The sequence below is a fragment of the Mycolicibacter heraklionensis genome, assembly GCF_019645815.1.
GTDB classification, from domain to species: Bacteria; Actinomycetota; Actinomycetes; order Mycobacteriales; family Mycobacteriaceae; genus Mycobacterium; species Mycobacterium heraklionense.
Map to the genome: position 1 here is coordinate 856,164 of NZ_CP080997.1, position 22,024 is coordinate 878,187.

Here is a 22,024-nt window from a genome sequence, read left to right on the forward strand (position 1 = left end):
AGAATGTTATTCTCGTTTCCGGCTAACAACGTGCACGCGCTGATGGGCTGGAGGAAACCATGTCCGGCGGAATGAGCTTCGAACTGACCGAGGATCAGCAGCTGATCCGGCAGTCGGTCGCCGAACTCGCGGCGAAGTTCGACGACCACTACTGGATGACCAAGGACCAGGCGCACGAGTTCCCGCGGGAGTTCTACGACGCCATCGCAGGCGGCGGCTGGCTCGGCATGACCATCCCCGAGGAGTACGGCGGCCACGGGTTGGGCATCACCGAGGCCACCATCCTGGCCGAGGAAGTGGCGCGTTCGGGCGGCGGGATGAACGCCGCCAGCGCGATCCACCTGTCGATCTTCGGCATGCAGCCGGTCGTGGTCTTCGGCTCGGATGAGATGAAGGCCGAGACCCTGCCCCGCATCGCCCACGGCGACCTGCACGTGTGCTTCGGCGTCACCGAACCGACCGCGGGCCTCGACACGTCGCGTATCACCACGTTCGCCCGCCGTGACGGCAGCGACTATGTGGTCAACGGCCGCAAGGTGTGGATCTCCAAAGCCCTTGAGTCCGAGAAGATCCTGTTGCTGACCCGCACCGAGTCCCGCGACGACGTGGAAAAGCGCGGGGGCAAACCCACCGACGGTCTCACGCTGTTCCTCACCGACATCGACCGCAACCACGTCGACATCCGGCCCATCACCAAGATGGGCCGCAACGCGGTGTCGTCCAACGAGGTGTTCATCGACGACCTGCGCATCCCGGCCGCACACCGGATCGGCGAAGAGGGCAAGGGCTTTTCCTACATCCTGCACGGGCTCAACCCGGAGCGCATGCTGATCGCCGCCGAGGCCCTGGGCATCGGCCGGGTCGCGCTCGACCGTGCGGTCAAGTACGCCAACGAGCGCGTGGTGTTCGACCGGCCGATCGGCATGAACCAGGGCATCCAGTTCCCGCTCGCCGACTCACTGGCCCGCCTGGACGCCGCCGAATTGATCCTGCGCAAGGCCACCTGGCTCTACGACAACGGCAAGTCCTGCGGCCGTGAGGCGAACATGGCCAAATATCTCTGTGCCGATGCCGGTTTCGCCGCGGCGGACCGCGCTTTGCAGACCCACGGCGGGATGGGCTACTCGGAGGAATACAACATCTCCCGGTTCTTCCGGGAGTCCCGTCTGATGAAGATCGCCCCGGTCAGCCAGGAGATGATCCTGAACTTCCTCGGTTCGCACGTGCTCGGCCTGCCGAGGAGCTACTGATGGCCGGCTACTTCGACCTGACCGGCCGAAGCGCGGTGGTCACCGGGGCGGCCGGCGGCATCGGCTCGGCGGTCGCGGCCGCACTGGCGCAGGCCGGGGCCGCGGTGCTGGTCACCGACGTCGACGGGGACGCGGCAGCCGCGGTGGCCGAACAGATTTCGGCATCGGGTGGCCGGGCCGACTCCACGGCGCTCGACGTCACGAACCGCGACTCGGCCGACGCGGCCGCCACCAAGGCCGCTGCACTGGCCGACGGAAAGATCCACATCCTGATCAACAACGCCGGGGTGACCCGCCCGGCGATGTTCGACAAACTCACCGCCGAGTCGATGCGACTGCTGCTCGACGTGCACACCGTCGGCGCCTTCAACTGCACCCAGGCGGTGCTGCCCTACATTCCCACCGACGGCACCGGTCGCATCGTCAACGTGACGTCGGCGGCGGGCCTGACCGGCACCCTCGGACAGGTCAACTACTCGGCCGCCAAGGCGGCGCTGATCGGCTTCACCAAGTCGCTGGCCCGGGAACTGGCCACCAGGAGGATCTGCGTCAACGCGCTGGCGCCGCTGGCGGCGACCCCGATGACCGAAACCATCCGCACCAATGAGAAGTTTGCGGCCAACATGATGAACCGCATCCCGATGAAGCGCTGGGCCGAACCCAGCGAGATCGCCGGCGCATTCGTCTTCATGGCTTCTGATGCCGCCTCCTACGTCACCGGGCAGGTACTGCCGGTCGACGGCGGCATGGTGATGTGATGCCGGAGCCGTCAAATGCACCGCTCGCCGGCATCACCGTGGTGGCGCTGGAACAGGCGGTGTCGGCGCCGATGTGCACCCGCGCCCTGGCCGACTTCGGCGCGCGGGTCATCAAGGTGGAAAACCCCGACGGCGGCGATTTCGCCCGCTACTACGACGACGTCGTCAACGGCCAGGCGGCGCACTTCGTCTGGGTCAACCGGGGCAAAGAGTCTTTGACCCTGGACCTGAAAAGCGAAGCGGGACGCGATGTCCTGCACCGGCTGTTGGACCGCGCCGACGTGCTGGTGTCCAACCTCGCGCCGGGCGCCACCGCACGGCTGGGCCTGTCGCCCGAGCAGATGGCGCAGCGGCACCCCAACGTGATCGCCGTCGAGATCGACGGCTACGGCACCGGCGGACCGCTGTCGCACAAGCGGGCCTACGACCTGCTGGTGCAGGCCGAGTCCGGAGTCTGCTCGGTGACCGGCAACCCGGGCGCCCCGGCCAAACCGGGCCCGCCGGTCGCCGACGTCACCACCGGCCTGTACGCGGCGCTGTCGATCATGGCCCTGCTGGTCGGCCGCAAAGAAGCAGTCGCCCAACCGGATTCGCCGGCGCCGTCGGTCAGCGTGAGCCTGTTCGACACCATGGCCGAGATGATGGGCTACCACCTGACCTACGCGCGGCACTCCGGGATCGACCAGCAGCCACTGGGCATGAGCTCACCGGCCGTGGCGCCCTACGGCGCGTACCCGACCGCCGACGGGCACACCGTGGTCCTGGGCACCACCAACGACCGAGAATGGCAGCGCCTGGCCCGGGAACTGCTGGGCCGCAACGACCTCGCCGATGACCCGCGCTTTGCCGGCAACGCCGACCGGGTCGCAAACCGCGCAGTCCTGGACGAGGCGATCGCCGCGTGGTGCGCTGCGAACACGTTGGCGCACATCCAGAACGCTGCCGACGCCGCCGGGATCGGCAACGCCCGCTACAACGCGCCCAGCGACGTGCTGGCGCACCCGCAACTGGCCGAACGCGACCGCTGGCAAAGCATCGACACCCCGGCCGGCCCGATCCCGTCGCTGCTGCCGCCGCCGGTGATCGCCGGCTACCGCCCGCCGATGGGGGCGGTGCCGGGACTGGGCGAACACACCGACGCCGTGCTGGACGAGCTGGGTCTGACCGGCGAGGAGATCGCCGCTCTACGCGCCCACGGTGCGATAGGGCAGGCTGGGCGCTGATGGCTTCCGACACTGCGCCCGTACTGCTGCGCGCCGACCGCGACGGCGTGCGGACGCTGACCCTGAACCGGCCCGCCCGCAAGAACGCGATCAACCCGGAGCTGTGGCGTCAGCTGCGGGATGCCCTGCGCGACGCCGCCGACGACCCCGACCTGCGTGCCCTGGTGATCACCGGCGCCGGTGGCGCGTTCTGCTCGGGCGCCGACATCGGCACCCCCGACGACGTCCACCCGGTGGAGAAGCTGCGCCGGCTCTCCGACGTCGCACTGGCCCTGTACGAGCTCACGATCCCCACGATCGCGAAAGTGACCGGCGTAGCGGTCGGGGCGGGCTGGAACCTGGCCCTGGGCTGCGACCTGGTGGTGGCGACACCGGAATCGACGTTCTGCCAGATCTTCTCGAAGCGCGGCCTCTCGATCGATCTGGGCGGCTCCTGGTTGCTGCCCAAGATCGTCGGCCTGCAACAGGCCAAGCGGCTCGCATTGCTTGCCGAGACCATCGACGCCGACGAGGCGCAGGCGTTGAACCTGGTGACCTGGGTGGTGGGTGCCGGCGAGATCGACGCATTCGTCGACGATCTCGCCGACCGACTGGCCGCCGGCCCGCCGCGGGCGCTGGCCCAGACCAAGGCTCTGCTCAATCAGGGCGCCGACGCCACCCTGCCCGAGGCCCTGGCCAATGAGGCGCGGGCCCAGATCGTGAACTTCGCGGGCACCGATGCCGCGGAAGCCTATGCCGCGTTCGCCGAGAAACGTCCGCCGCGCTTCACCGGCGGGTGGCCGCCGAAATCAACGAGATCGGAGTAGTCAGATGCGACCCACGGTGATCGTCGGAGCGGTACGCACCCCCGTCGGAAAGCGCAACGGCGGGCTGGCCGGCACCCATGCCGCGGACCTGTCCGCGATCGTGCTCAACGAACTGATGGAGCGCACCGGAACCGACCCGGGCATCGTCGACGACGTGGTGTGGGGCTGCGTGTCGCAGGTGGGCGACCAGTCCTCCAACATCGGCCGGTACGCGGTACTGGCCGCCGGATGGCCCGAACACGTCCCGGCGACCACGGTCAACCGGGCCTGCGGCTCCAGCCAGCAGGCGCTGGACTTCGCCGTGCAGGCCGTGATGTCGGGCCAGCAGGACATCGTGGTCGCCGGCGGTGTGGAGGTGATGAGCAGGGTCCCGCTCGGTGCCGCCCGCGCCACCGGGGAACCCTTCGGCCCGAAAGCGCTTGCCCGCTATGACGGATTTCAGTTCAACCAGGGCATCGGCGCCGAGATGATCTGCGAGAAGTGGGGCTTTGACCGCGCCCAGGTCGATGAATATTCGGCGCGCTCACACGAGTTGGCCGCCGCCGCGCAGGACACCGGTGCGTTCCGCGACCAGATCGTCCCGGTCGCGACCGACGGCGGCGTGGTGGACGCCGATGAGGGCATCCGCCGCGGCACCACCGCCGAGAAGCTGGCGGGACTCAAGCCCGCCTTCCGCGACGACGGATTGATCCACGCCGGCAACTCGTCGCAGATCTCCGACGGCGCCGCAGCGCTTTTGGTGATGAGCGAAGCGGAGGCCGCCCGGCGCGGGCTGACCCCGCTGGTGCGCTACACCGCCGGCGCGGTGACCGGAGCCGACCCGGTACTGATGCTCACCGGTCCCATCCCGGCGACCGCGAAGGTGCTCAAGCGGGCGGGACTGGGCATCGACGACATCGGCGTATTCGAGGTCAACGAGGCCTTCGCCCCGGTGCCCATGGCATGGCTGGCCGAGACCGGCGCCGACGCCACGCGTCTCAACCCGGTGGGCGGGGCGATCGCACTCGGCCACCCGCTCGGCGCATCCGGCGCGGTGCTGATGACCCGGATGATTCATCACATGCGCGACAACGGGATTCGCTATGGCCTGCAGACCATGTGTGAAGGCGGTGGCACCGCCAACGCCACCATCGTCGAGCTGGTCGGTTAGGGAGAGACATTCATGCGGCGCGATCTGTTCACCCAAGACCACGAGGCGTTCCGGGCGCTGGCCCGCGACTTCGTCGAAAAGCACGTCGTGCCGGAATACCCCAACTGGGAGAAGGCCGGCCGGATGCCCCGCGAGGTGTTCGAACACCTGGGCTCGCTGGGGATGCTCGGCGTGGCCATCCCTGAGGAGTACGGCGGCGGGGGCATCGACGACTACCGCTACAACGTGGTGCTGCAAGAGGAAGCGGCGCGTGCCCTGGTCACGCTGTCCACGGTGCGCACCCAACTCGAGGTGATCCTGCCCTACTTCCTGCACTACACGAACGACGAACAGCGGGCCCGCTGGTTCCCCGGGATGGCGGCCGGCAAGCTGCTCACCGCGATCGCGATGACCGAGCCGGGCACCGGATCGGACCTGGCCGGAATGCGCACCACCGCCGTGCGAGACGGCGAGGACTACATCCTCAACGGGGCCAAGACCTTCATCACCGGCGGCATCCAGGCCGACCTGGTGATCGTGGTGGCCCGGACCTCCACCGATCCCGACAACCGTCGCGCAGGCCTGACCCTGCTGGTGGTCGAGGACGGCATGCCGGGCTTCGAGCGGGGCCGCGAACTGGACAAGATGGGCTGCAAGGTCCAAGACACCGCCGAGCTGTCCTTCACCGACGTGCGGGTTCCGGCGGCCAACCGGCTGGGGGCCGAGGGCGAGGCCTTCGGCTACCTGGGCCACAACCTCGCCCAGGAGCGCCTCACCGTGGCGGTCGGGTCGGTCGCGCAGGCCCGCTCCGCGCTGGCCGCGACCATCGACTACGTCCAGAACCGCAACGTATTCGGCTCCCCGGTCGCGTCGTTCCAGAACACCAAGTTCGAACTGGCCGCGGTCTCCACCGAGATCGAGGCTGCCCAGTGCATGCTCGACCGGGCGGTCGCCGACCACGTCGAGGGTGTCCTGTCGGGCGCCGACGCCGCGCGCACCAAACTGTTCTGCACCGAGATGCAGGCCCGGGTCATCGACCGCTGTCTGCAGCTGTTCGGCGGCTACGGCTACATGATGGAGTACCCGATCGCCCGGCTGTACACCGATGCGCGGGTGGCCCGGATCTATGCCGGGACCAGCGAGGTGATGAAGATGATCGTCGCCAAGTCGCTGGGGTTGTGAACTCCTAGCCAAAATTTCTTCGATGAGACCCTTGTCACAACCGCCCTAACCAACCTACTGTGTGTTCACTTGGTTGGTTGATCGAAGGAGACCGGTGACGTCACCCCGGCCGTACGCCACACTTCTCGCCAAAGGCGAGGACCGCAGGCAGCGGATTCTGTTGGCGGCTGAACACCTGCTGGCGCGCAACGGCTGGCGCAACACCTCGCTGGCGCAGATCGCCCGCAACGCCGGCGTCAGCGCGGCCGGCCTGTTGCACCACTTCGCGTCCAAAGAACAGCTGCTGCACGCGGTGCTCGACGCCCGCGACGCCGACGACGATTCGCACGCCGACCGAACCGGAGACCTGATCGAGGAGATCCAGCGGGTGGCCGAGCGATTCACCCGAGCGCCCGAACTGGTCGGCACCTTCACCGTGCTGCTCGCCGAAAACGTCCTGCCGGAGGCGCCGCTGCACGACCGGATGCTGCACCGCTACCGCAGCGCGCTGGAGATCGTCGCCGAGCTGATCCAGCGCGGCATGGACGACGGCCGCTACCGCACAGACCTCAACGCGACCGCCAAGGCCGCGGAGATTATCGCCTTTATCAACGGAATGGAGATGTCATGGCTGCTGGATCCATCAATACCCCTGACCGAGGTGTTCACGGGGTACGCGGAAACGCTGGCCCGCGATTTCGCTCCGCAGGAAAAGGGCGCCCAGCTGTGACCGGGGCGGGCGACCCGGACATGCGCTACCGCTTCGACATCGTCGGCCGCAGCGTCGTCGACGTCGTCATGGCTGCCGGCGGCTGGCTGTATGACCGCGCGACGGCGGGCTGGGACGTCACTGTGTTGATCGACGACGCCGAGGACACCCGCCCGCTGCAGATTCTCGGGGCCAAGGTGCTGGACCTGGCGTCGGTGCTCACCCAGTGGGAGCACTGGCCCCACCCGCAGACCATCGCGGTGTGCGCCGAGATGTTCGACGGACACGCGCGGGTGCGGCAGGGCGTGATCGACGCCCTGGAGCACAGCAGCACCGAGGTGACGCTGTGGGGAGATGTGCCGGCCGAGTTGGACAGCGACGTCGACGCCCGCCAGCACCGGCTCAGCGCGGCGGCTCGCGCCTTCAAGGCGCAGGCGCTGCGCGCGGCCGGGATCGACCCGGCGGCTTCGGCGGCCTGGGACGCCCACATCGAGACGTTCCGCTGCGGGCCGGCAGCGTGTACGTCGGTCGCGGCGGACCTGAGCCCAGCCAGTTGAGGGGCGCGGGCGGCGCGCGACCGACATGATGCCTGACCCACTGGCACGCTCCCTGGTGCTGGTGACGGACTATCGGGTGCCCGATCCGGCCAAGGTCTGGCCGCTGATGCAGCGACACCGCGACAACCTCGCCCACTTGGGCGCCCATCACGTGCTCGTCTACACCTCGGCGGTGGATCCAGGCCGGGTGCTGGCGGTGATGGCGCTCCACGCCGCGCAGCCGGTAGTCGACCTGCTGCGTGATGAGGCCTTCATGGCCTGGTTCGACGCCGTCGGCGTCAGCGACATCCCGGCGGTGTTCGCCGGGTCATTGGTGGAGCGCATCGATCTCACCGATCCGGCGAGCCTCGCCGAACCGCCGGGCGTAGTAGTCGCGGCGGTGGCCGAAGTCGGCGACACCAAGGCACTGATCTCGCATGTTCATGCCACCGAGAAGCACTTCACCGCGGCCGGTATCCGAAAGATCTTGATATTCCAGGCCTTCGACAACCCGCGCGAGATCTTCATGCTGCAGGAAGCAGACGACGAGCTCGGTGCCGGCCAATGGATCAACGAACCGGAGTTCGCCTCCGAGTGGATCACCCGAGCCGGCGTCGGGATCTATCCGCCGGTGTTCGTCGGCCGCCTGGCGCACCTGATGCGCGTCGGCGACGAAGCGGAACCGGCCGACGAGCCGGCGAGCTGAGCGCTTTAGTCGCTGGCCGGCAGCGGCTTGGCTTCCTTGATGGTCAGCGGCACGGTACCGATGCTCAAGGTTCCGGCGCCGGCTTTGGTCACCAGCACCTCGGCGCCGGCCTCGTCGACGTAGCGCTTGCCCATCACCGCACCGCCGGAGAAGTCCGGATCCAGGGCTGCGCCACCGGAAGTGGTGTCATCCAGCGGCACCATCGCGGCGCCGCCGGCGCGCAGGTCATCGAGGCTGTCGGCGGTCTTGACGACTATGACCTGGGTGTCGCAGACCTGACTCTTCAGGCGGGTACCGGACTTGATCATTGCGCCCCTTCGGCATTGGCGTGCAGTGCTTCGATTTCAGCGACGAGTTCCCGGCGCAACACCTTGCCGGTCGGCGTGGTCGGCAACTCCGACCGGAAGACGATCCGGTCCGGGGTGCGGGATCCTCGCAGCTGCTGTCGAACATACTCGCGCAGTGCATCGGGATCCGGTGACGTACCCGGCGCCGGCACCACGCACGCGACGATGATCTGTCCCCACTCCGGGTCGGGCGCACCGACCACCGCGACGTCGCGTACCTCGGGATGCTCGACCAGTACGTCCTCGATCTCGGCGGGCGCGATGTTCTCCCCGCCCCGGATGATGGTGTCGTCGGAGCGCCCGACGATGAACAGATAGCCGTCCTCGTCGAGCACGGCCAGGTCGCGGGTGGGGAACCAGCCCTCGGCGTCGAGCACCGATCCGATACCGGTGTATTTGCCCGAAACCTGTTCGCCGCGCACGTACAGCTCGCCGGGCTGTCCGGGCTCGAGCACCCGGCCCTCGTCGTCGCGGATGACGACCTCGATCCCGGGCACCGCGCGGCCGACCGATCCCAACCGCTTGCGGACGGCTTCCTCGGTGGACCCGTAGGCAGTCCGGTGGTCTTCGGGGGTCAGCACCGCGACCGTCGAACTGGTCTCGGTCAGGCCGTAGGCGTTGACGAAGCCCACTTCGGGCAGCAAATCCAGTGCCCGGCGCACCAGCGGCAGGGCCACCTTGGAGCCGCCATAGGCGAGGTTGCGCAGGGTGGCCAAGGGGGTGGGGCGGGCTTCCAGCTCGGAGACGATGCGCTCCAACATGGTCGGGACCACGGTCGCGGTGGTCACCGCCTCGGTGTTGACCAGCCGGATCCACTCCGACGCGCTGAACCGGCGCAGATAGACCGCTTTGCGGCCGGCGTAGAGGTTGCTCAGCGCCGCGCCGACGCCGGCGATGTGGTACGGCGGAACGCAGATCAGCGCGGCGTCGCGCGCGTCCGCGGAGCCGAACTCCACCGTGCCGGTCACGTAGCTGGTCAGGTTGTTGTGCGTCAGCTCAACGGCTTTGGGCTTCGAGGTAGTCCCCGAGGTGAACAGCACCACCGCCACGTCGTCCGGGTCGGGCCACTGCACCGTAGGCGTGGCGGTCTCGGCGCGGGCGCAAAAGGTGGCTGAATCCATCACCGCGACACCGACATCGCCGATGATGTCGCGGTATTCCTTGTCGACCACCACCAGCGGCTGTGGCAGTCGCTCGATCAGCTCCCGCAGCGCCTGGCCGCTGAGCCGGTAGTTCAGCGGCGCAAAGGGACGCCCGGAGCGCGCCGCGGAGAACAGCAGCAGCGGCAGCATGTCGCCGCCCATCCCGACGTAGGCCACGCTGCCGGCACCGGTCTCCTCGATGACTCCCGCACCCGCGTCGGCGAGGGCGTTGAGCTCTGCGGTGGTGTAGCGGGCGGTCTCGGAGACGACGGCAATCCGGTCCGGCTCGGCCGACACCGCCATCTCCAGCAGCAGCGAAATGCTCACCGTTCGGCCCTCGTTACCGCCATGAGAACGACATTATCATTTTTCGGCAGTTTCGAAATCACGCGAGATCCAGCCACAACGAGGCTCGGTACGCTGACGTGCGAGATGATCCGCACGGTCGAGCTCGACGCCGCCTCACCCGACGCTGTTCCCGGCGTCGGGATCGTCATCGCTACGGGCTCCCGATTCGACACCGCGCACGCCGAACACTGGCTGCAGCACGCCACCTGCACCCTCTCGGAGACCGAGACGGCGGATCGGCGGGTGATCAGAGTCGCCTCGGTGCCCGAGGCGCTTGCCGAGATCGCCGACCGCTGCGCGCGCTGGCCGCAAGCCGCGGCGATCTGCGACGACGTACTGCGCGCGGTGGACCCGGCGGCACCCGCCCTGTCTGGCCTGATCACCGAATCGCTGGCCTACTCGGTGCTGCAGGCCGGCCCGGAGTTCGCCGACTGGCTGGCGGCGCGCGGCCCGGCCACCGTGCCCGACACCGCCGACCCCATGCTGCTCGACCGCGACGGCGACACCTTGCGGCTGCGATTCAACCGGCCGCAACGCCACAACGCCTTCGACAACGCGACGCGCGCCGTCCTGCTCGACGGGCTGGCCGTCGCCGCCGCCGACCCCGCGATCGACGAGGTGGTGCTCAGCGGCGTCGGGCCGTCGTTCTGCAGCGGCGGCGACCTCGCCGAGTTCGGCGGGTTCACCGATGTGCCCAGCGCCCACCTGGCGCGCACCCGGCACAGCCCGGCGCTGGCGCTGGACGAGCTGACCGCTCGGCTGGGCGCGCGCTGCCGCGCCGAGATCCACGGCCAGGTTCTGGGCAGCGGTCTGGAGATGGCCGCCTTCTGCGGCTGGGTGCAGGCGCACCCCGACGCGGTGCTGGGCCTACCGGAGTTGCGCCTGGGGCTGATTCCGGGCGCCGGCGGCACGGTCAGCGTGACTCGCCGCATCGGTCGGTGGCGCACCGCCTATCTGATCTTGTCCGGCCGCACCATCGACGTGGCGACCGCGCTGAGCTGGGGCCTGGTCGACGGGATCGCGTCGTGACCTCCGAGGAAGCCTGGGGTGCGTCGGGGCTGGCCTGGCTGACCGGAGCGCCTGACGGTCAGGGTGACTTCTCCCGTGCGGCCGTGCTTGAGCGCGCCACGCAGGCGCTGGGCCGCTTCACCGCCGCGACCGGTGTCGAGGCCGACGCCGGGGAGCTGCTGGCCGGTCGGGCCGCGCTGCTGGGCTGGACGCGTGCCGGGCGGATCTCGGCCGGGGGAGCCTCACGACTGCTGGCCGCCGCGGACGGGTGGTGGGCGCTCACGCTCTCCCGTGCCGACGACCTCGAGGCGGTGCCCGCCCTGATCGAATCCGAATGCCGCGAGCCGTGGGCGGCGATCGCCGGATGGGCGGCCGAGCGCCCGGTCACCGCGGTCGTCGAGCGGGCGCGGCTGCTGGATCTGCCCGCCGCCGCGTTGGGCGAGACCGCCCCCGCGGCGCCGGTGGTTCGCCGAGTCGGTCCGACGGGCCCAGGCTGCGGCCTGCGGGGCGCCCTCGTGGTCGACTTGACCTCACTGTGGGCCGGACCGCTGTGCGGGCGCCTGCTCGCACGGGCCGGAGCGACGGTGATAAAGGTGGAGAGTCCGTCGCGCCCGGACGGCACCCGCGCCGGATCCACCGCGTTCTTCGACTGGATGAACGGCGGAAAGCTTTCCTGCGCACTGCGGTTCGACCGCGATGCCGCGGTCCTGGCCCAACTGCTGGCCGCCGCCGACGTGGTGTTGGAAGGCTCGCGTCCGGCGGCGCTGGCCCGTCGTGGCCTGGGCCCATTCGACGTGGCCGGCCGGCCCGGGCGAGTGTGGGTGCAGATCACCGCGCACGGCGCAGTGAGCGGCTACGCCGGATTGGGTGACGACGCCGCGGTCGCCGGGGGACTGGTGGGTTGTGACGGCAATGCTGGTCCGGTGTTCTGCGCCGACGCCATCGCCGACCCGCTGACCGGCATCGAAGCCGCTGCGGCCGTGGCTGATTCGTTGGCCCGCGGCGGCGGCGAGGTGATCACCTTTTCGCTGGCCGCGGTCGCCGCCGGCTACGCCGCCCTGCCCAAGTGTGTTCCGGTCGGCGAGGTTCCCGTGCTGCCGCCACAGTCACCGTGGATCGAGGCTGCCGGGCCGGCGCTGGGAGCCGACAACGGCCGGATCGGCGAACTCCTCGCGCGGGCGGGGGCGCGGTGCTGATCCAGCGAGCGGTGCTGCTGGACGGGTCGAGGGTCGATATCCGGCTCGACGACACCATCGAACGGGTCGCACCGGCGTTGACCGCGCAGCGCGGCGAAGACGTCTTCGACGCGCGCCACGCCACGGTGATTCCCGGGCTACACGACCACCACGTGCACCTTCGCTCGGCCGCAGCGGCGCTGGAATCGGTGTGCCTAGGGCCGCCGCAGGTGCGCACCCTCGACGAACTGGCCGCCGCACTACGGGCCGCTCCAGCCGATTCCGACGGCTGGGTGCGCGGCTACGGCTACCACGAGTCGGTCGCCGGAGAACTCAATGCCGCACTCCTGGACAGCATCTCACCGCAGCTACCGGTACGGGTGGCGCACCGCAGCGGCGCCCTATGGGTGCTGAACTCCGCCGGCCTGGCCCGCGCCGGGGTGACCGAGCACCCCGATGGGCGGCTGCTGCGCGCTCACGCCGATCCCGCACCCCGGCTCCCGCACCGCGAACCCTCGTTGGCCCGGTTGAGCAGGGCGCTGGCGGCCTACGGCGTCACCGGGATCACCGACGCCACCCCGGGACACCGCGACGCCGACATCGCCGTGTTCGCCGCGGCTCGCAGCGCCGGCGAGCTGCTGCAGCGGCTGCACTGCCTGGCGCCTGCCGGGACCGGCGCGGCGCCGGGGATCACCCTCGGCCCGACCAAGATCATCCTCGACGACGACCGCCTGAACCTGGATGCGCTGACAAAGACGTTGTCCGACAACCACGCTCGGGGCCACGGTGTGGCGCTGCACTGCGTCACCGACGCCCAGCTGACCGTCGCGATCGCCGCGTGGCAGGCCGCCGGTACACATGCCGAGGATCGCATCGAACACGCGGCCGTCGTGCCTGACGACCGGCTGGCCGACCTCGCCGCGCTCGGGATCACCGTCGTCACCCAGCCCAACTTCGTCGCCGAACGCGGCGACGACTACCTGGCCGAAATCGAACCCGAGCGTCACCACGAGCTGTGGCGGGTCGCGTCGTTGCAGCGCAACGGAATTCCGCTGGCGCTCTCCACCGACACGCCCTTCGGTGACGGCGACCCCTGGGGGGCCATGCGCGCCGCTGTCCACCGGGTTACACCGAGCGGCGCCGTGTTGGGGACGGGGGAGCGGATCTCGGCCCGCGCCGCCCTGCAGGGTTTCGCCGGCCGGGCCGATCAGCCCGCCACACCGCGCCGAATCGCCGTGGGTGAACCCGGTGACCTGTGCGTGCTGGGCGGTGATCCGGTTGCCCTCAACGCCGGCTTGGTCGAGGCGACGATTGTCGCCGGTGTCGTGGTGCACGATATTCGGTAGCCTGGCTAGATAGTTTGAGGAATCGGAGAGGTATCGGGATGACGCGTACGGACAGTGACAGCTGGGACTTGGCTACCAGTGTGGGGGCGACCGCGACCATGGTGGCGGCGCAGCGCGCCCTGGCCACCTCGGGACCGGACCAACTGATCAACGACCCGTGGGCGGCACCGCTGGTGCGGGCGGTGGGCATCGACTTCTTCACCCGGCTGGTGGACGGCGAGGTGGTGTTTCCCGAAAGCGCCGAGTTCGACCCGGTCCGGATGGGACACGGGATGGGCGTGCGGACCCGATTCTTCGACGAGCACTTTCTGTCGGCGACGCGCAGCGGCATCCGTCAGGCGGTGATCCTCGCCGCCGGACTGGACTCCCGCGCCTACCGACTGGACTGGCCGGCCGGCACCGTGGTCTATGAGGTCGACCTGCCAGAGGTGATCGACTTCAAGACCACGACCCTGGCCGACCTGGGCGCCGAACCCACCGCCGAGCGCCGCACCGTCGCCATCGACCTGCGCGACGACTGGCCGGCCGCGCTACGTGCCGCCGGGTTCGACCCGCAGGCCCCCACCGTGTGGAGCGCCGAGGGTCTACTGGTCTACCTGCAGCCCGACGCTCAGGATGCCCTGTTCGACACCATCAAGTCTTTGAGCGCACCGGGCAGCCGACTGGCCTGTGAGTTCATCGGCGACACCTCGGTGTTTGCCAGCCCGGCGTGGCGTGAGCACCGGGAGAAGATGTCGGCGCTGGGCTTGGAAGTGGAGATCGGGGACCTGATCTACCACGGCGAACGCAATCACATCGTCGAGTACCTGACCGGTGCCGGCTGGACGGTGACGGGCAGCCGGGTCCGAGACCTCTACGCCCAGTGCGGCCTGGAGTACGGGGACGACGAGCTGGCGGTGGCGTTCGACGACATGACCTACTTGAGTGCGGTTCTGCCGGAGTAATCGCCCGGCGCAAGGGCTCAGAGGCCCAAGACAGCCCAGGCATCGGCGGAGCCGCTCGCATCCGTCACGTCGTTGAGCAGCGCGTCGATCGGGTTGCCTGTACCGTCCCAGCCCAGTGCCTGCGCGATGGTGTGGGATATCTCGATCAGCGAGCCCAACGGCCCCGAGCCGAGTCCGGTGATCGGGAACGGCGGGACCGAGACGCAACCCACTATCGGCAACGTCGTGCATACGTCCGCACCGATGTTGCCGAACAGTGGCCCGCCGGGACTGAGCAGCCCGCCCAGGTCGATGCTCACCGACCGGATCGTGCCGACCGGCAAGTCGGGCAGCAACGGAACGAGCAGGTCCGTGAGGTCGACAGTGCCATACCCGTTGAGCCCGCCGTCGATCATGTGGGCCGGAATGTCGATCAGGTCGTTCCATGCTCCCGACCAGTCACGGTCGCCGATCGCGCCGATCATCGAGCTGATGCTGTCGCGCAACTCCAGCCACGGGCTGACGAGGGCCCCCAGCGTGCCGGCGAGCAAACCGCTCACCGGCCATGCGGAGAAGTCCACCAGCCATGCCGCTAGCTTGTCGTCCGGAGAGAGAAGGCTCGAAAGGGTCGCGAACACGAGCCGGTGGGCGGGGTCGAGAAGGTTGGTGTCGGCTTCGAACGGGGCGGTGACGCCGGCGACCAGGTTGGACCACATCTGGCCGACGATGTTGAAGATGTCGCCCGGGTTGTTCAGGAAGTCCTGCAGGAAGCCGACCTGGTTCGCCACCACCTGCTGCACGATCGGCAGCGGCGGCGTCACCCATTCGGTGCCGAGTGCGGTGATATTGGTGAACGCGCGGTCCAGGACGTCGGCCCACAGCGTGAAGAAGTCGGTGTCGGCGACGAGCTGCACGGCGGGCGACTGGCTGCCCGGCAGCGTCGGGGCCGGCGGGGCGGTGGTGATCAGACCGGCTCCGATCGCCGCGATTCCGGCGGCGATGAGCGGACGAGTGGTGAGTTCCATGGCTCCCCCTAACCGGATGCAACATCCTGTGATGGATGTCACGAATTAGTGAATCTTAGCTGGGAGGGAGCCTAGAGAAAGATGATTTCGCTGGTCCCGCTGCCGATTTTCTGCCGCGGCGGCGGCGGGTGATTGCCGACGAGGCGACGTGGTGGTCCGCGATGGGAGTGATTCGCATCACGCGCTCGCCGGCGCCCGGCTCGTCGGGCAGCGCGTACGTGATGGATAACCGGTTCGGCCTCACGGCCGCTCTGGTGCCCCCAGCAGGGCTCGAACCTGCGACCTGCGGATTAAAAGTCCGTAGCTCTACCAACTGAGCTATAGGGGCCGTGCCGCATCAGAATACTGCCCGCCCGATTGTGCTCCGCTTCGGACCGGTTTGAGGATTGGGGCCACCGTGCCCTAAGCTAGCGAAGCTCCCAGCGTGAAACGTTGTGAGTGCCTCGGAGAGATTCGGTTCTGGCCCCCATCGTCTAGTGGCCTAGGACGCCGCCCTTTCACGGCGGTAGCACGGGTTCGAATCCCGTTGGGGGTACTCGCAAACGGCGGAAACGTCGGGGGTGAGCAGTACAAGCAAGGCCCTGTGGCGCAGTTGGTTAGCGCGCCGCCCTGTCACGGCGGAGGTCGCGGGTTCAAGTCCCGTCAGGGTCGCTTTACGCGGCGAGGCACATGTGCCTTCCGGCCAGGTAGCTCAGTTGGTACGAGCGTCCGCCTGAAAAGCGGAAGGTCGCCGGTTCGATCCCGGCCCTGGCCACCACTAGGACCACCTGGTAGCAGGTGGTTTTTCTCGTCTTTGAGGCGCACGGCGAGAAGGTCCCGGTGACCCAGAATGACCCATTCCAGATTAATCGTCTCGGCGGCGCCCCCGTTGACCCACGGCCGGGTCACTCCGCAGCTGGAATCGGCCCGACCCCGAGGCGGCGCGCCGGTACTCTCAGCGGACTATGAGGGCACGACTGCTTTTCGCGACTGCGATGTTCCCGGCGCTGCCGATCGTGAACGCGGGCACGGCTTCTGCGAACGAGTACTCGTGCGCCAACGCCGCGGCGACGAGCGGCTATGTCAACGAGCACAAGTTCCTCGCGGATGTCCAACAGGACTGCGCCGTCGCGTACGGGATCGCCAACGCGGACGGCGTCAGCACTCAATCTGAGGCCAGCGCCGCGGTTGCTGCGGCCGAGCAGTACTTGCGTTCGCGCGGGTACGACGCCGCGACGGTTGAGCAGATGGACATCGCCGGACACGGCGTGTAGCTCCGCGAGTTACTCTGCGGCTGTCCGGCTATCCGGCTGCGCGGTCGTGATCGAGTTCAGCACTCCAGCGGCATCAACCAAGGCGTCGTTGGTGCTGGCACCAACCCCTTTCAGCACGTGCCCGAGCGTCAGGAAAACGCTGGCGCCAGCGGAATCGCCCTTATCGGAGGCACGGTTGACGTCCTGTTTCCCCGCAGGGAGGAGACCACGGCCAGAGTCGCGCTACACGACTGAGTTCGAGATTGATGACCCGCGGTCGCGCGGGTTGACCCGTGTGTCGTCCTGCCAGCCTCATATTGTGTCGAGATGCCGGCCCCTTACGTATTGCGAGCCGCATCTGACGTCGTCGAGCTGTGGTCGACGGTCCGCTTGCCGTATGAACCGCGCGACTGGGTGCTCGAAATGCGAAATGACCTGCGCCGAGCGCTGCGCGACTTAGCTCCCAGATCAGGTGGGCGCCTGCATGCGGTGTACCGCGCAGCCGATGACGGCACGTTCGTCGACACCGAGAACGTCCTGCTCTACAACGTGGGCAACGGCGCGCTCCGACCACTGATGACGCGCTCGGTGACCTTCGAACGCGGCTACGGGATGCCACCACCGCCATCAGGCAGCGGACTGACCGAAGGCGCAATCCTGCACTACCAGCGCTACCGCGAGGCACGCGACGACGCGTTCGACTTCTGGAGACCGGGAAAGCAGCTGGCCGCGTTTACCGGTGTCCCCGTGGACTCCGTCGACGACAAGCCTGCGCCGGTGTGGAAGGCGATCCGGGACTTCGCGAAGCCACCAGCCGAGTCGGCTACCGCGCCAACGCGATTCCTCCTCAAGCTCCACGTAACGGACACCAGAGAGACCAAGCCCGCGAACTCGTTGGCCTACATCGTCAAGCCGACACTGGACGGCGTCATCAGCGCCTATCACGGCCATGCGGTCTCCGATGGAGTCGCCGAAGCCCAGCGGCTCGACGAGGCAGGGCTGGGATCGAGGGAGACCCTGCGAGACCAGCTTCTCGACCGACGCTGGGCCGCCCTCGGGGGGAGGCGACTGTTGTCATCGTTCGGTAGGGCGGGAGTGCAGTGGAATCCTGCCGATGACCTCTGCGTCGCCGCCCACGTCACTCTCAGCACCGGCGGTTCGGTTGAAGACGGCCACCATGCCCGGTGGCGACTGTCCGGCGAGTTGGCGAAGGCCATCCCGCGCGAGGCCTGACAACTGCGGCGGCCGCCGCACGGGTGGATGATGACAAACGGGTCGCCACGTGTCACCCGCTCGGCCTACGTTCCGGACATGTCCGAGGCCGTCTCCGTCGAGTTCTGCGACTGCCCTCGCACCGATCACGTGGGTTCGGTGGACGGCCACTGCACGCGGCCTTCGATCCGCAGCGAGGAGTCCGGGGACTCCGAGGTTGACTTCTCCCGCTACACCGAGTGCGGCTCGCCATGTTCTTCGTCGTCGTGCGAGTAGGACATGAATACCTGGGACGGTTCAGTGGTCAGTGCGTCACTCTCCTGCTGGAGCGCCTTGTCCGCCACCTTGACGAAAGTGCATAGATCGAAAACGGATGATCGCTAGCAGTCTTGCCCAATGCCGGAAATTGAGAACCGGCAGCTTGCCGTTCAGGACTCAGGGCTGAGCTGGCCGAGCAGCGAGTCGACCAGGGTGCGCCGCGCAGCTGCAATAGCAGGCCAGCCTGGTTGGCCGACTGCGAAGTGTTCGGCCAGCAGGTCGTGGTCAGCGTCTATGACGCGCGTTGCCAGCATGGCGGCTTCGGGTGGGCTGAGACCGCCGCGCATGTCGTGGCCGAGCAGCGCGGCGGCTGCGGGGCGCAGGTCGAAGTCATGGCGGCGCAGAGCCCACTGGTGTGGTTCGGCGTAAAGCCGGTCGAGGTCGCCGGCGTACCAGTGCACCGCCAGGGCGAGATCAGGGCCGTCCTTGTAGTCGTGGGCCGCGGACCGGTCGAGCCATGCGTGCAATTTGAGTACCGCATAGTTCGGCGCCGGGGGGATGCGGACCGTCAAGCCGCCGGGGAGGGGCAGAACGTCGGCACGTAGGTAGGCGTCGGTGCATCCGTGCACGTTCATGGGCTCGTTGCCGGGGGGATGGCAGGTTGTGCCGACGGGCGATTCCACCTCGCCGAACGGGAGAATGTCGACGGGGCCGTCGGCGATCAGGAATCGGTGCCCGGTGTTGCCGGCGGCGGGGAAAGTGGCACGAATGGCCTCGAAGCCATCCCAATTGTTCAGGGCGACTGCGATATCGGTGTCGTTGGTGGCCCGCGGCGGGACGCTGTGGCAGTAGCGCCAGTGCAGCAGATCGCGGCACTGCGCCCCGACGAGCATTAGCTGTTCAGTTGGCACGATGTCGGCGAGTGCCGTGACTATCGGTGTCACCCACGCCAGGAGTGTCGGGTCATAGTCGGGCGAGTCGGTCATCGTGGCTTCTCATGTGGTGGGCGACTTCGAGTTGGCGCGGCTCGTGCGAAGCAAGAAGGTCGGCATAGATCAGGACCGCTGGTGCAATCTCGGGTTGTTGGTCAGGTAGGTTGCGCCAGAACAGCTTTCGGATCACGATGCTGCCATGCGGGTCGCGGTGCCAGCGGTTGTGAATGAGCAGGTCGGTAGGAAGCCCGTTATTTGCTGTGTGGACATAGAGCACTAGGGATTCGGGGTTGCGGATGTCGCCGGGCACGGCTTGCTCTCCGCTGACAGCCACCTGCAAACCGTCGGGTGCCGACCAGGTGTGGATGTCACCGCCAGCGACGAAGAGTCTGTTGGCCCGGCCGAGGCCGCCCGGATAGGCGGCCGCCCACAGGTCCAGCAGCTCACCGGCGCGCACCAGCCGGCGCCGGGAGCCGAGGTGCTCCAGGAATCCGGTAGTGCGCAACGTATCCATCGTCTCCTTGGCCATACCGACCGATACGCCGGCGCACTCGGCGATTTCACGCAGCGGCGCCTCGACGAGTTCGGGTGCGGCCAGCAGGACGCAGACCGCTTGCGCGCGCTTCGGGGTGAAGAGATTGCGCGGTCCATCGCCGCGTAACCCGTTGCCGAGGATGCCTGGTCGTTCCGGCACGGCCGAACGCCGGCCGCGCACGTCGATGAGCAGGCCACCCTGGTTCCGCAGGTAGGCGTTGCCAGCCCCGTCGATGTACCAGAGTCCGCGGGCCCGCAGTGTTTCAGCGCTTGATGGATGTAGCCGTGGGCCCACTACAAGCAGCGGTGAGGTGGTGTCGGCGATCGCCCAGGCCTGTAGTGCTGCTGTTGCCGACAGGTGAGGGAGGTAGAGGGCGGTGATCGTGACGGGCTTCCCGTCAATTTCGAGGTGTAGCGGTTCGGGATAGGCAGAGTTCAACGCCGATAGGCCACCGAGCACCCGCACTCCGTAGTCGGCGAGGTGACGCTCCACAGACTTGGCGAGGCCCGCCCCGATCTGACCCATGTGTTCAGTTTAGCCACATGTTCATTTTTATTGAACATAGGCATTTGTTGAACACGGACATCCACGCCAAAAGCGGAAGGTCGCCGGTTCGATCCCGGCCCTGGCCACTCAGTCCGATCCGCGCCGATGCGTGGGCCCACCCGATGGCGGCCGGCTCCCGACCTCAGCCCCGGCTATTAACCGCAAACAGAGTCACGTTGCCGTCGGGCGTACCGCAGGATCGAGCCCGCGGTCAGGCATGCGGGTTTGTCACGGTCGGCTGCCTCGATGGGCAGGTTCGCGGCGCAGCGCATCACCATCAAGGCGAGTGCGCTGCGGGTCGCATACGAGATGACCAGCAGATTGGCGTGAGCCAGCCTGCCGCTGAGGGACATGACGTGTTGGCGTTTGCCCTCCCACCCCGGCCAGTTGAGGTCGGGTGGTCGTTGGAGCGGTGACCAATTGACGTTGATGGTGGTGATGTCGCCGAGCAGGGGAGTCAGCATCGAGACCAGGTCCGGCAATTCAGTGGTGATGTGGTCTGCACGCGGCCACCACGCGCCGTCGATGCCGTGGCCGAGCTCGCGGGCTACCGAAAGCCGGATAGGGCGGGCACGGCGGATGCTTCCCATCGGAGCGATCATCGCAGCTGCTCCCGCGGATGCTGAGATGGTCCGCTGATCGCGGTGCCAGGTTTGCGATGTCGAAACGTCGAACTCGGTATGTCTAAGTGTCGCATCATATTTCACAATCCACTGCAGTTCCCTCACGGTCGGATTCGTCTGGCCCGCGGTTGCGGCTAGGCGGAGGAATCACAATTGCCCGTGGGGGGCCGCCCTAGGGATGAGAGTGGGTGGACCACCGCTGACAATGAAGCGGCTCACATCCGACCGTACGCCGTCGGCATCGTTTCGGGGACAGTTCGGTAAAAGCCTGATGTGCGAGGTGTTATGCGGGTTGCGGTTCCGATCCTGTCCCTAGACTGAGCCGCTGTGCACCCTGCCTCGACTCGGCGAGCTTCAGCCCTCGTCGTCGCAGCCCTGATGGCCTCTGCCGGGCTGCCGGCCGCCGCCGCGGCTGACGACAAGATTCTGCTGGGGGGCGGCGCTGCGATCGTGCTGCACGACGACGCGCTGTGCACGCTGACCACCATCGGCCGTGACGGTGAAGGCAAGCTGGTCGGCTTCACGGCCGCGCACTGTGGCGGGCCGGGCTCGCCCGTGCTGGTTGAGGGTGCCGAAGACCACGGCACCGTGGGCACGGTGGTGGCCGCTGACGAAGGCCTGGACTACGCGGTGATCGAGTTCGACCCGGTCAAGGTGGCCTCCATCGCCGACTACGAAGGCTTCGGGATCTACGGCATCGGCTCGGCCGATCCCGCTGAACCTGCCGCCACCGAACCCGACAGTCCAGAACCACCGGGCGACGTGGAGCACGTCACCGTGCGCCACGCCTGCAAACTTGGTCGCGGCACCGGTCTCAACTGCTTCGACATCGGGCCCGCCGGAGTGGATCCCGCCGGCGAAGAGTGGTGGCAACCGGGCGATGACGGGGCGCCCGTCACTGTCGATGACCTACTGGTCGGCATGGTCCGCGATGGCACCGTCCCGGTCGGTCCGCTCACCCAGCCGGGACCCGGGATCGTGCTGTTCCAAGCGATCCTCGACGACGTGGACGCCAAGGGCGGCCCGGGCGCGGGGTTCGGCCGCCGCTCCTAGCCTCGGCTTCGAGCGAAATCGCCTGACCGGCCGACCCCGGT

The 22,024-nt window shown here is 68.2% G+C and carries 22 protein-coding genes and 4 tRNA genes; 19 read left to right on the forward strand and 7 right to left on the reverse strand.

Features of this window, described 5'->3' with window-relative positions:
- Positions 1–59 precede the first annotated feature (59 nt).
- The 9 genes from K3U94_RS04075 to K3U94_RS04115 all read left to right on the forward strand — a co-directional run bounded on the left by K3U94_RS04075 (position 60) and on the right by K3U94_RS04115 (position 8,278).
- The gene (locus tag K3U94_RS04075; RefSeq protein ID WP_230987395.1) at positions 60–1,250 is read left to right on the forward strand and encodes an acyl-CoA dehydrogenase family protein; all 1,191 of its coding nucleotides are present in this window, start codon (positions 60–62) and stop codon (positions 1,248–1,250) included.
- Positions 1,250–2,008, forward strand: coding sequence for an SDR family NAD(P)-dependent oxidoreductase (locus tag K3U94_RS04080; RefSeq protein ID WP_220695663.1), 759 nt, complete (start codon positions 1,250–1,252; stop codon positions 2,006–2,008). Before K3U94_RS04075 ends, K3U94_RS04080 begins: the two co-directional genes overlap by 1 nt.
- A complete protein-coding gene (locus K3U94_RS04085) occupies positions 2,008–3,231 on the forward strand; it encodes a CaiB/BaiF CoA transferase family protein (RefSeq protein ID WP_220695664.1) in 1,224 nt (407 codons plus the stop codon). Before K3U94_RS04080 ends, K3U94_RS04085 begins: the two co-directional genes overlap by 1 nt.
- Positions 3,231–4,037: an enoyl-CoA hydratase/isomerase family protein gene (locus K3U94_RS04090; RefSeq protein WP_220695665.1), complete on the forward strand. Its 807-nt coding sequence runs from the start codon at positions 3,231–3,233 to the stop codon at positions 4,035–4,037. Before K3U94_RS04085 ends, K3U94_RS04090 begins: the two co-directional genes overlap by 1 nt.
- Positions 4,038–4,041: 4 nt before the next feature.
- Positions 4,042–5,187, forward strand: a complete 1,146-nt coding sequence (locus K3U94_RS04095; RefSeq protein WP_220695666.1) for a thiolase family protein — start codon at positions 4,042–4,044, stop codon at positions 5,185–5,187.
- Between the two features lie 12 nt (positions 5,188–5,199).
- Positions 5,200–6,348, forward strand: coding sequence for an acyl-CoA dehydrogenase family protein (locus K3U94_RS04100; RefSeq protein WP_220695667.1), 1,149 nt, complete (start codon positions 5,200–5,202; stop codon positions 6,346–6,348).
- A 94-nt stretch (positions 6,349–6,442) separates the two neighbouring features.
- Positions 6,443–7,057 (forward strand): TetR/AcrR family transcriptional regulator, encoded by a 615-nt coding sequence (locus K3U94_RS04105; protein ID WP_047317565.1) that lies wholly within the window; start codon positions 6,443–6,445, stop codon positions 7,055–7,057.
- Between the two features lie 20 nt (positions 7,058–7,077).
- Positions 7,078–7,593 carry a hypothetical protein gene (locus K3U94_RS04110; protein ID WP_220696662.1) on the forward strand — a complete coding sequence of 172 codons (516 nt, stop codon included), beginning with the start codon at positions 7,078–7,080 and terminating at the stop codon, positions 7,591–7,593.
- 28 nt (positions 7,594–7,621) lie between these two features.
- On the forward strand, positions 7,622–8,278 hold the full coding sequence (locus tag K3U94_RS04115) for a fatty-acid--CoA ligase (RefSeq protein WP_220695668.1): 657 nt from the start codon (positions 7,622–7,624) through the stop codon (positions 8,276–8,278).
- A gap of 5 nt (positions 8,279–8,283) precedes the next feature.
- Here K3U94_RS04115 and K3U94_RS04120 read toward each other — a convergent pair whose 3' ends face one another.
- Together K3U94_RS04120 and K3U94_RS04125 are read right to left on the reverse strand one after the other, a co-directional pair.
- Entirely contained in the window at positions 8,284–8,586 is a 303-nt protein-coding gene (locus K3U94_RS04120; protein WP_220695669.1) for a hypothetical protein, read from the reverse strand.
- Positions 8,583–10,094, reverse strand: coding sequence for a class I adenylate-forming enzyme family protein (locus tag K3U94_RS04125; protein WP_220695670.1), 1,512 nt, complete (start codon positions 10,092–10,094; stop codon positions 8,583–8,585). Before K3U94_RS04125 ends, K3U94_RS04120 begins: the two co-directional genes overlap by 4 nt.
- Before the next feature lie 105 nt (positions 10,095–10,199).
- Here K3U94_RS04125 and K3U94_RS04130 point away from each other — a divergent pair, with 105 nt between their 5' ends.
- From K3U94_RS04130 to K3U94_RS04145, 4 genes are read left to right on the forward strand one after another with little or no spacing between them, the layout of a single operon-like run.
- Positions 10,200–11,144: an enoyl-CoA hydratase/isomerase family protein gene (locus K3U94_RS04130; RefSeq protein ID WP_220695671.1), complete on the forward strand. Its 945-nt coding sequence runs from the start codon at positions 10,200–10,202 to the stop codon at positions 11,142–11,144.
- Positions 11,141–12,319, forward strand: a complete 1,179-nt coding sequence (locus K3U94_RS04135) for a CoA transferase (RefSeq protein ID WP_230987396.1) — start codon at positions 11,141–11,143, stop codon at positions 12,317–12,319. The genes K3U94_RS04130 and K3U94_RS04135 overlap by 4 nt, the downstream gene beginning before the upstream one ends.
- Positions 12,313–13,644, forward strand: coding sequence for an amidohydrolase family protein (locus tag K3U94_RS04140; RefSeq protein ID WP_220695672.1), 1,332 nt, complete (start codon positions 12,313–12,315; stop codon positions 13,642–13,644). Before K3U94_RS04135 ends, K3U94_RS04140 begins: the two co-directional genes overlap by 7 nt.
- 38 nt (positions 13,645–13,682) lie before the next feature.
- A complete protein-coding gene (locus K3U94_RS04145; protein WP_220695673.1) occupies positions 13,683–14,588 on the forward strand; it encodes a class I SAM-dependent methyltransferase in 906 nt (301 codons plus the stop codon).
- Positions 14,589–14,605: 17 nt separating this feature from the next.
- Here K3U94_RS04145 and gjpA read toward each other — a convergent pair whose 3' ends face one another.
- Both gjpA and K3U94_RS04155 read right to left on the reverse strand, forming a co-directional pair.
- Positions 14,606–15,592 carry an outer membrane porin GjpA gene (gene gjpA, locus K3U94_RS04150; protein WP_220695674.1) on the reverse strand — a complete coding sequence of 329 codons (987 nt, stop codon included), beginning with the start codon at positions 15,590–15,592 and terminating at the stop codon, positions 14,606–14,608.
- 252 nt (positions 15,593–15,844) lie between these two features.
- Positions 15,845–15,920: transfer RNA gene (locus tag K3U94_RS04155), tRNA-Lys, on the reverse strand.
- Between the two features lie 134 nt (positions 15,921–16,054).
- On the opposite strand from K3U94_RS04155, the gene K3U94_RS04160 reads away from it, so the two are divergent.
- The 5 genes from K3U94_RS04160 to K3U94_RS04180 all read left to right on the forward strand — a co-directional run bounded on the left by K3U94_RS04160 (position 16,055) and on the right by K3U94_RS04180 (position 18,057).
- Positions 16,055–16,127 (forward strand) — tRNA-Glu (locus K3U94_RS04160).
- 42 nt (positions 16,128–16,169) lie between these two features.
- A tRNA-Asp gene (locus K3U94_RS04165) sits at positions 16,170–16,243 on the forward strand.
- A 29-nt stretch (positions 16,244–16,272) separates the two neighbouring features.
- Positions 16,273–16,349, forward strand: a tRNA-Phe gene (locus tag K3U94_RS04170).
- A gap of 187 nt (positions 16,350–16,536) precedes the next feature.
- The gene (locus K3U94_RS04175) at positions 16,537–16,845 is read left to right on the forward strand and encodes a hypothetical protein (protein ID WP_220695675.1); all 309 of its coding nucleotides are present in this window, start codon (positions 16,537–16,539) and stop codon (positions 16,843–16,845) included.
- A gap of 306 nt (positions 16,846–17,151) precedes the next feature.
- The gene (locus K3U94_RS04180; RefSeq protein WP_220695676.1) at positions 17,152–18,057 is read left to right on the forward strand and encodes a hypothetical protein; all 906 of its coding nucleotides are present in this window, start codon (positions 17,152–17,154) and stop codon (positions 18,055–18,057) included.
- A gap of 407 nt (positions 18,058–18,464) precedes the next feature.
- Here K3U94_RS04180 and K3U94_RS04185 read toward each other — a convergent pair whose 3' ends face one another.
- The 3 genes from K3U94_RS04185 to K3U94_RS04195 all read right to left on the reverse strand — a co-directional run bounded on the left by K3U94_RS04185 (position 18,465) and on the right by K3U94_RS04195 (position 20,897).
- Positions 18,465–19,280: a hypothetical protein gene (locus tag K3U94_RS04185; RefSeq protein ID WP_220695677.1), complete on the reverse strand. Its 816-nt coding sequence runs from the start codon at positions 19,278–19,280 to the stop codon at positions 18,465–18,467.
- A complete protein-coding gene (locus K3U94_RS04190; protein ID WP_220695678.1) occupies positions 19,258–20,286 on the reverse strand; it encodes a type IV toxin-antitoxin system AbiEi family antitoxin in 1,029 nt (342 codons plus the stop codon). The genes K3U94_RS04185 and K3U94_RS04190 overlap by 23 nt, the downstream gene beginning before the upstream one ends.
- 176 nt (positions 20,287–20,462) lie before the next feature.
- On the reverse strand, positions 20,463–20,897 hold the full coding sequence (locus K3U94_RS04195) for a DUF5994 family protein (protein ID WP_220696664.1): 435 nt from the start codon (positions 20,895–20,897) through the stop codon (positions 20,463–20,465).
- Between the two features lie 411 nt (positions 20,898–21,308).
- On the opposite strand from K3U94_RS04195, the gene K3U94_RS04200 reads away from it, so the two are divergent.
- The gene (locus K3U94_RS04200) at positions 21,309–21,983 is read left to right on the forward strand and encodes a chymotrypsin family serine protease (RefSeq protein WP_220695679.1); all 675 of its coding nucleotides are present in this window, start codon (positions 21,309–21,311) and stop codon (positions 21,981–21,983) included.
- Positions 21,984–22,024: the final 41 nt, after the last annotated feature.

Bases quoted from the DNA above. Each gene is read 5' to 3' on its own strand.
- K3U94_RS04075 (WP_230987395.1), top strand. From the start codon at position 60: ATGTCCGGCGGAATGAGCTTCGAACTGACCGAGGATCAGCAGCTGATC.
- K3U94_RS04080 (WP_220695663.1), top strand. From the start codon at position 1,250: ATGGCCGGCTACTTCGACCTGACCGGCCGAAGCGCGGTGGTCACCGGG.
- K3U94_RS04085 (WP_220695664.1), top strand. From the start codon at position 2,008: ATGCCGGAGCCGTCAAATGCACCGCTCGCCGGCATCACCGTGGTGGCG.
- K3U94_RS04090 (WP_220695665.1), top strand. From the start codon at position 3,231: ATGGCTTCCGACACTGCGCCCGTACTGCTGCGCGCCGACCGCGACGGC.
- K3U94_RS04095 (WP_220695666.1), top strand. From the start codon at position 4,042: ATGCGACCCACGGTGATCGTCGGAGCGGTACGCACCCCCGTCGGAAAG.
- K3U94_RS04100 (WP_220695667.1), top strand. From the start codon at position 5,200: ATGCGGCGCGATCTGTTCACCCAAGACCACGAGGCGTTCCGGGCGCTG.
- K3U94_RS04110 (WP_220696662.1), top strand. From the start codon at position 7,078: ATGCGCTACCGCTTCGACATCGTCGGCCGCAGCGTCGTCGACGTCGTC.
- K3U94_RS04115 (WP_220695668.1), top strand. From the start codon at position 7,622: ATGCCTGACCCACTGGCACGCTCCCTGGTGCTGGTGACGGACTATCGG.
- K3U94_RS04120 (WP_220695669.1), bottom strand. From the start codon at position 8,586: ATGATCAAGTCCGGTACCCGCCTGAAGAGTCAGGTCTGCGACACCCAG.
- K3U94_RS04130 (WP_220695671.1), top strand. From the start codon at position 10,200: ATGATCCGCACGGTCGAGCTCGACGCCGCCTCACCCGACGCTGTTCCC.
- K3U94_RS04145 (WP_220695673.1), top strand. From the start codon at position 13,683: ATGACGCGTACGGACAGTGACAGCTGGGACTTGGCTACCAGTGTGGGG.
- gjpA (WP_220695674.1), bottom strand. From the start codon at position 15,592: ATGGAACTCACCACTCGTCCGCTCATCGCCGCCGGAATCGCGGCGATC.
- K3U94_RS04175 (WP_220695675.1), top strand. From the start codon at position 16,537: ATGAGGGCACGACTGCTTTTCGCGACTGCGATGTTCCCGGCGCTGCCG.
- K3U94_RS04180 (WP_220695676.1), top strand. From the start codon at position 17,152: ATGCCGGCCCCTTACGTATTGCGAGCCGCATCTGACGTCGTCGAGCTG.
- K3U94_RS04185 (WP_220695677.1), bottom strand. From the start codon at position 19,280: ATGACCGACTCGCCCGACTATGACCCGACACTCCTGGCGTGGGTGACA.
- K3U94_RS04190 (WP_220695678.1), bottom strand. From the start codon at position 20,286: ATGGGTCAGATCGGGGCGGGCCTCGCCAAGTCTGTGGAGCGTCACCTC.
- K3U94_RS04195 (WP_220696664.1), bottom strand. From the start codon at position 20,897: ATGGGAAGCATCCGCCGTGCCCGCCCTATCCGGCTTTCGGTAGCCCGC.
- K3U94_RS04200 (WP_220695679.1), top strand. From the start codon at position 21,309: ATGGCCTCTGCCGGGCTGCCGGCCGCCGCCGCGGCTGACGACAAGATT.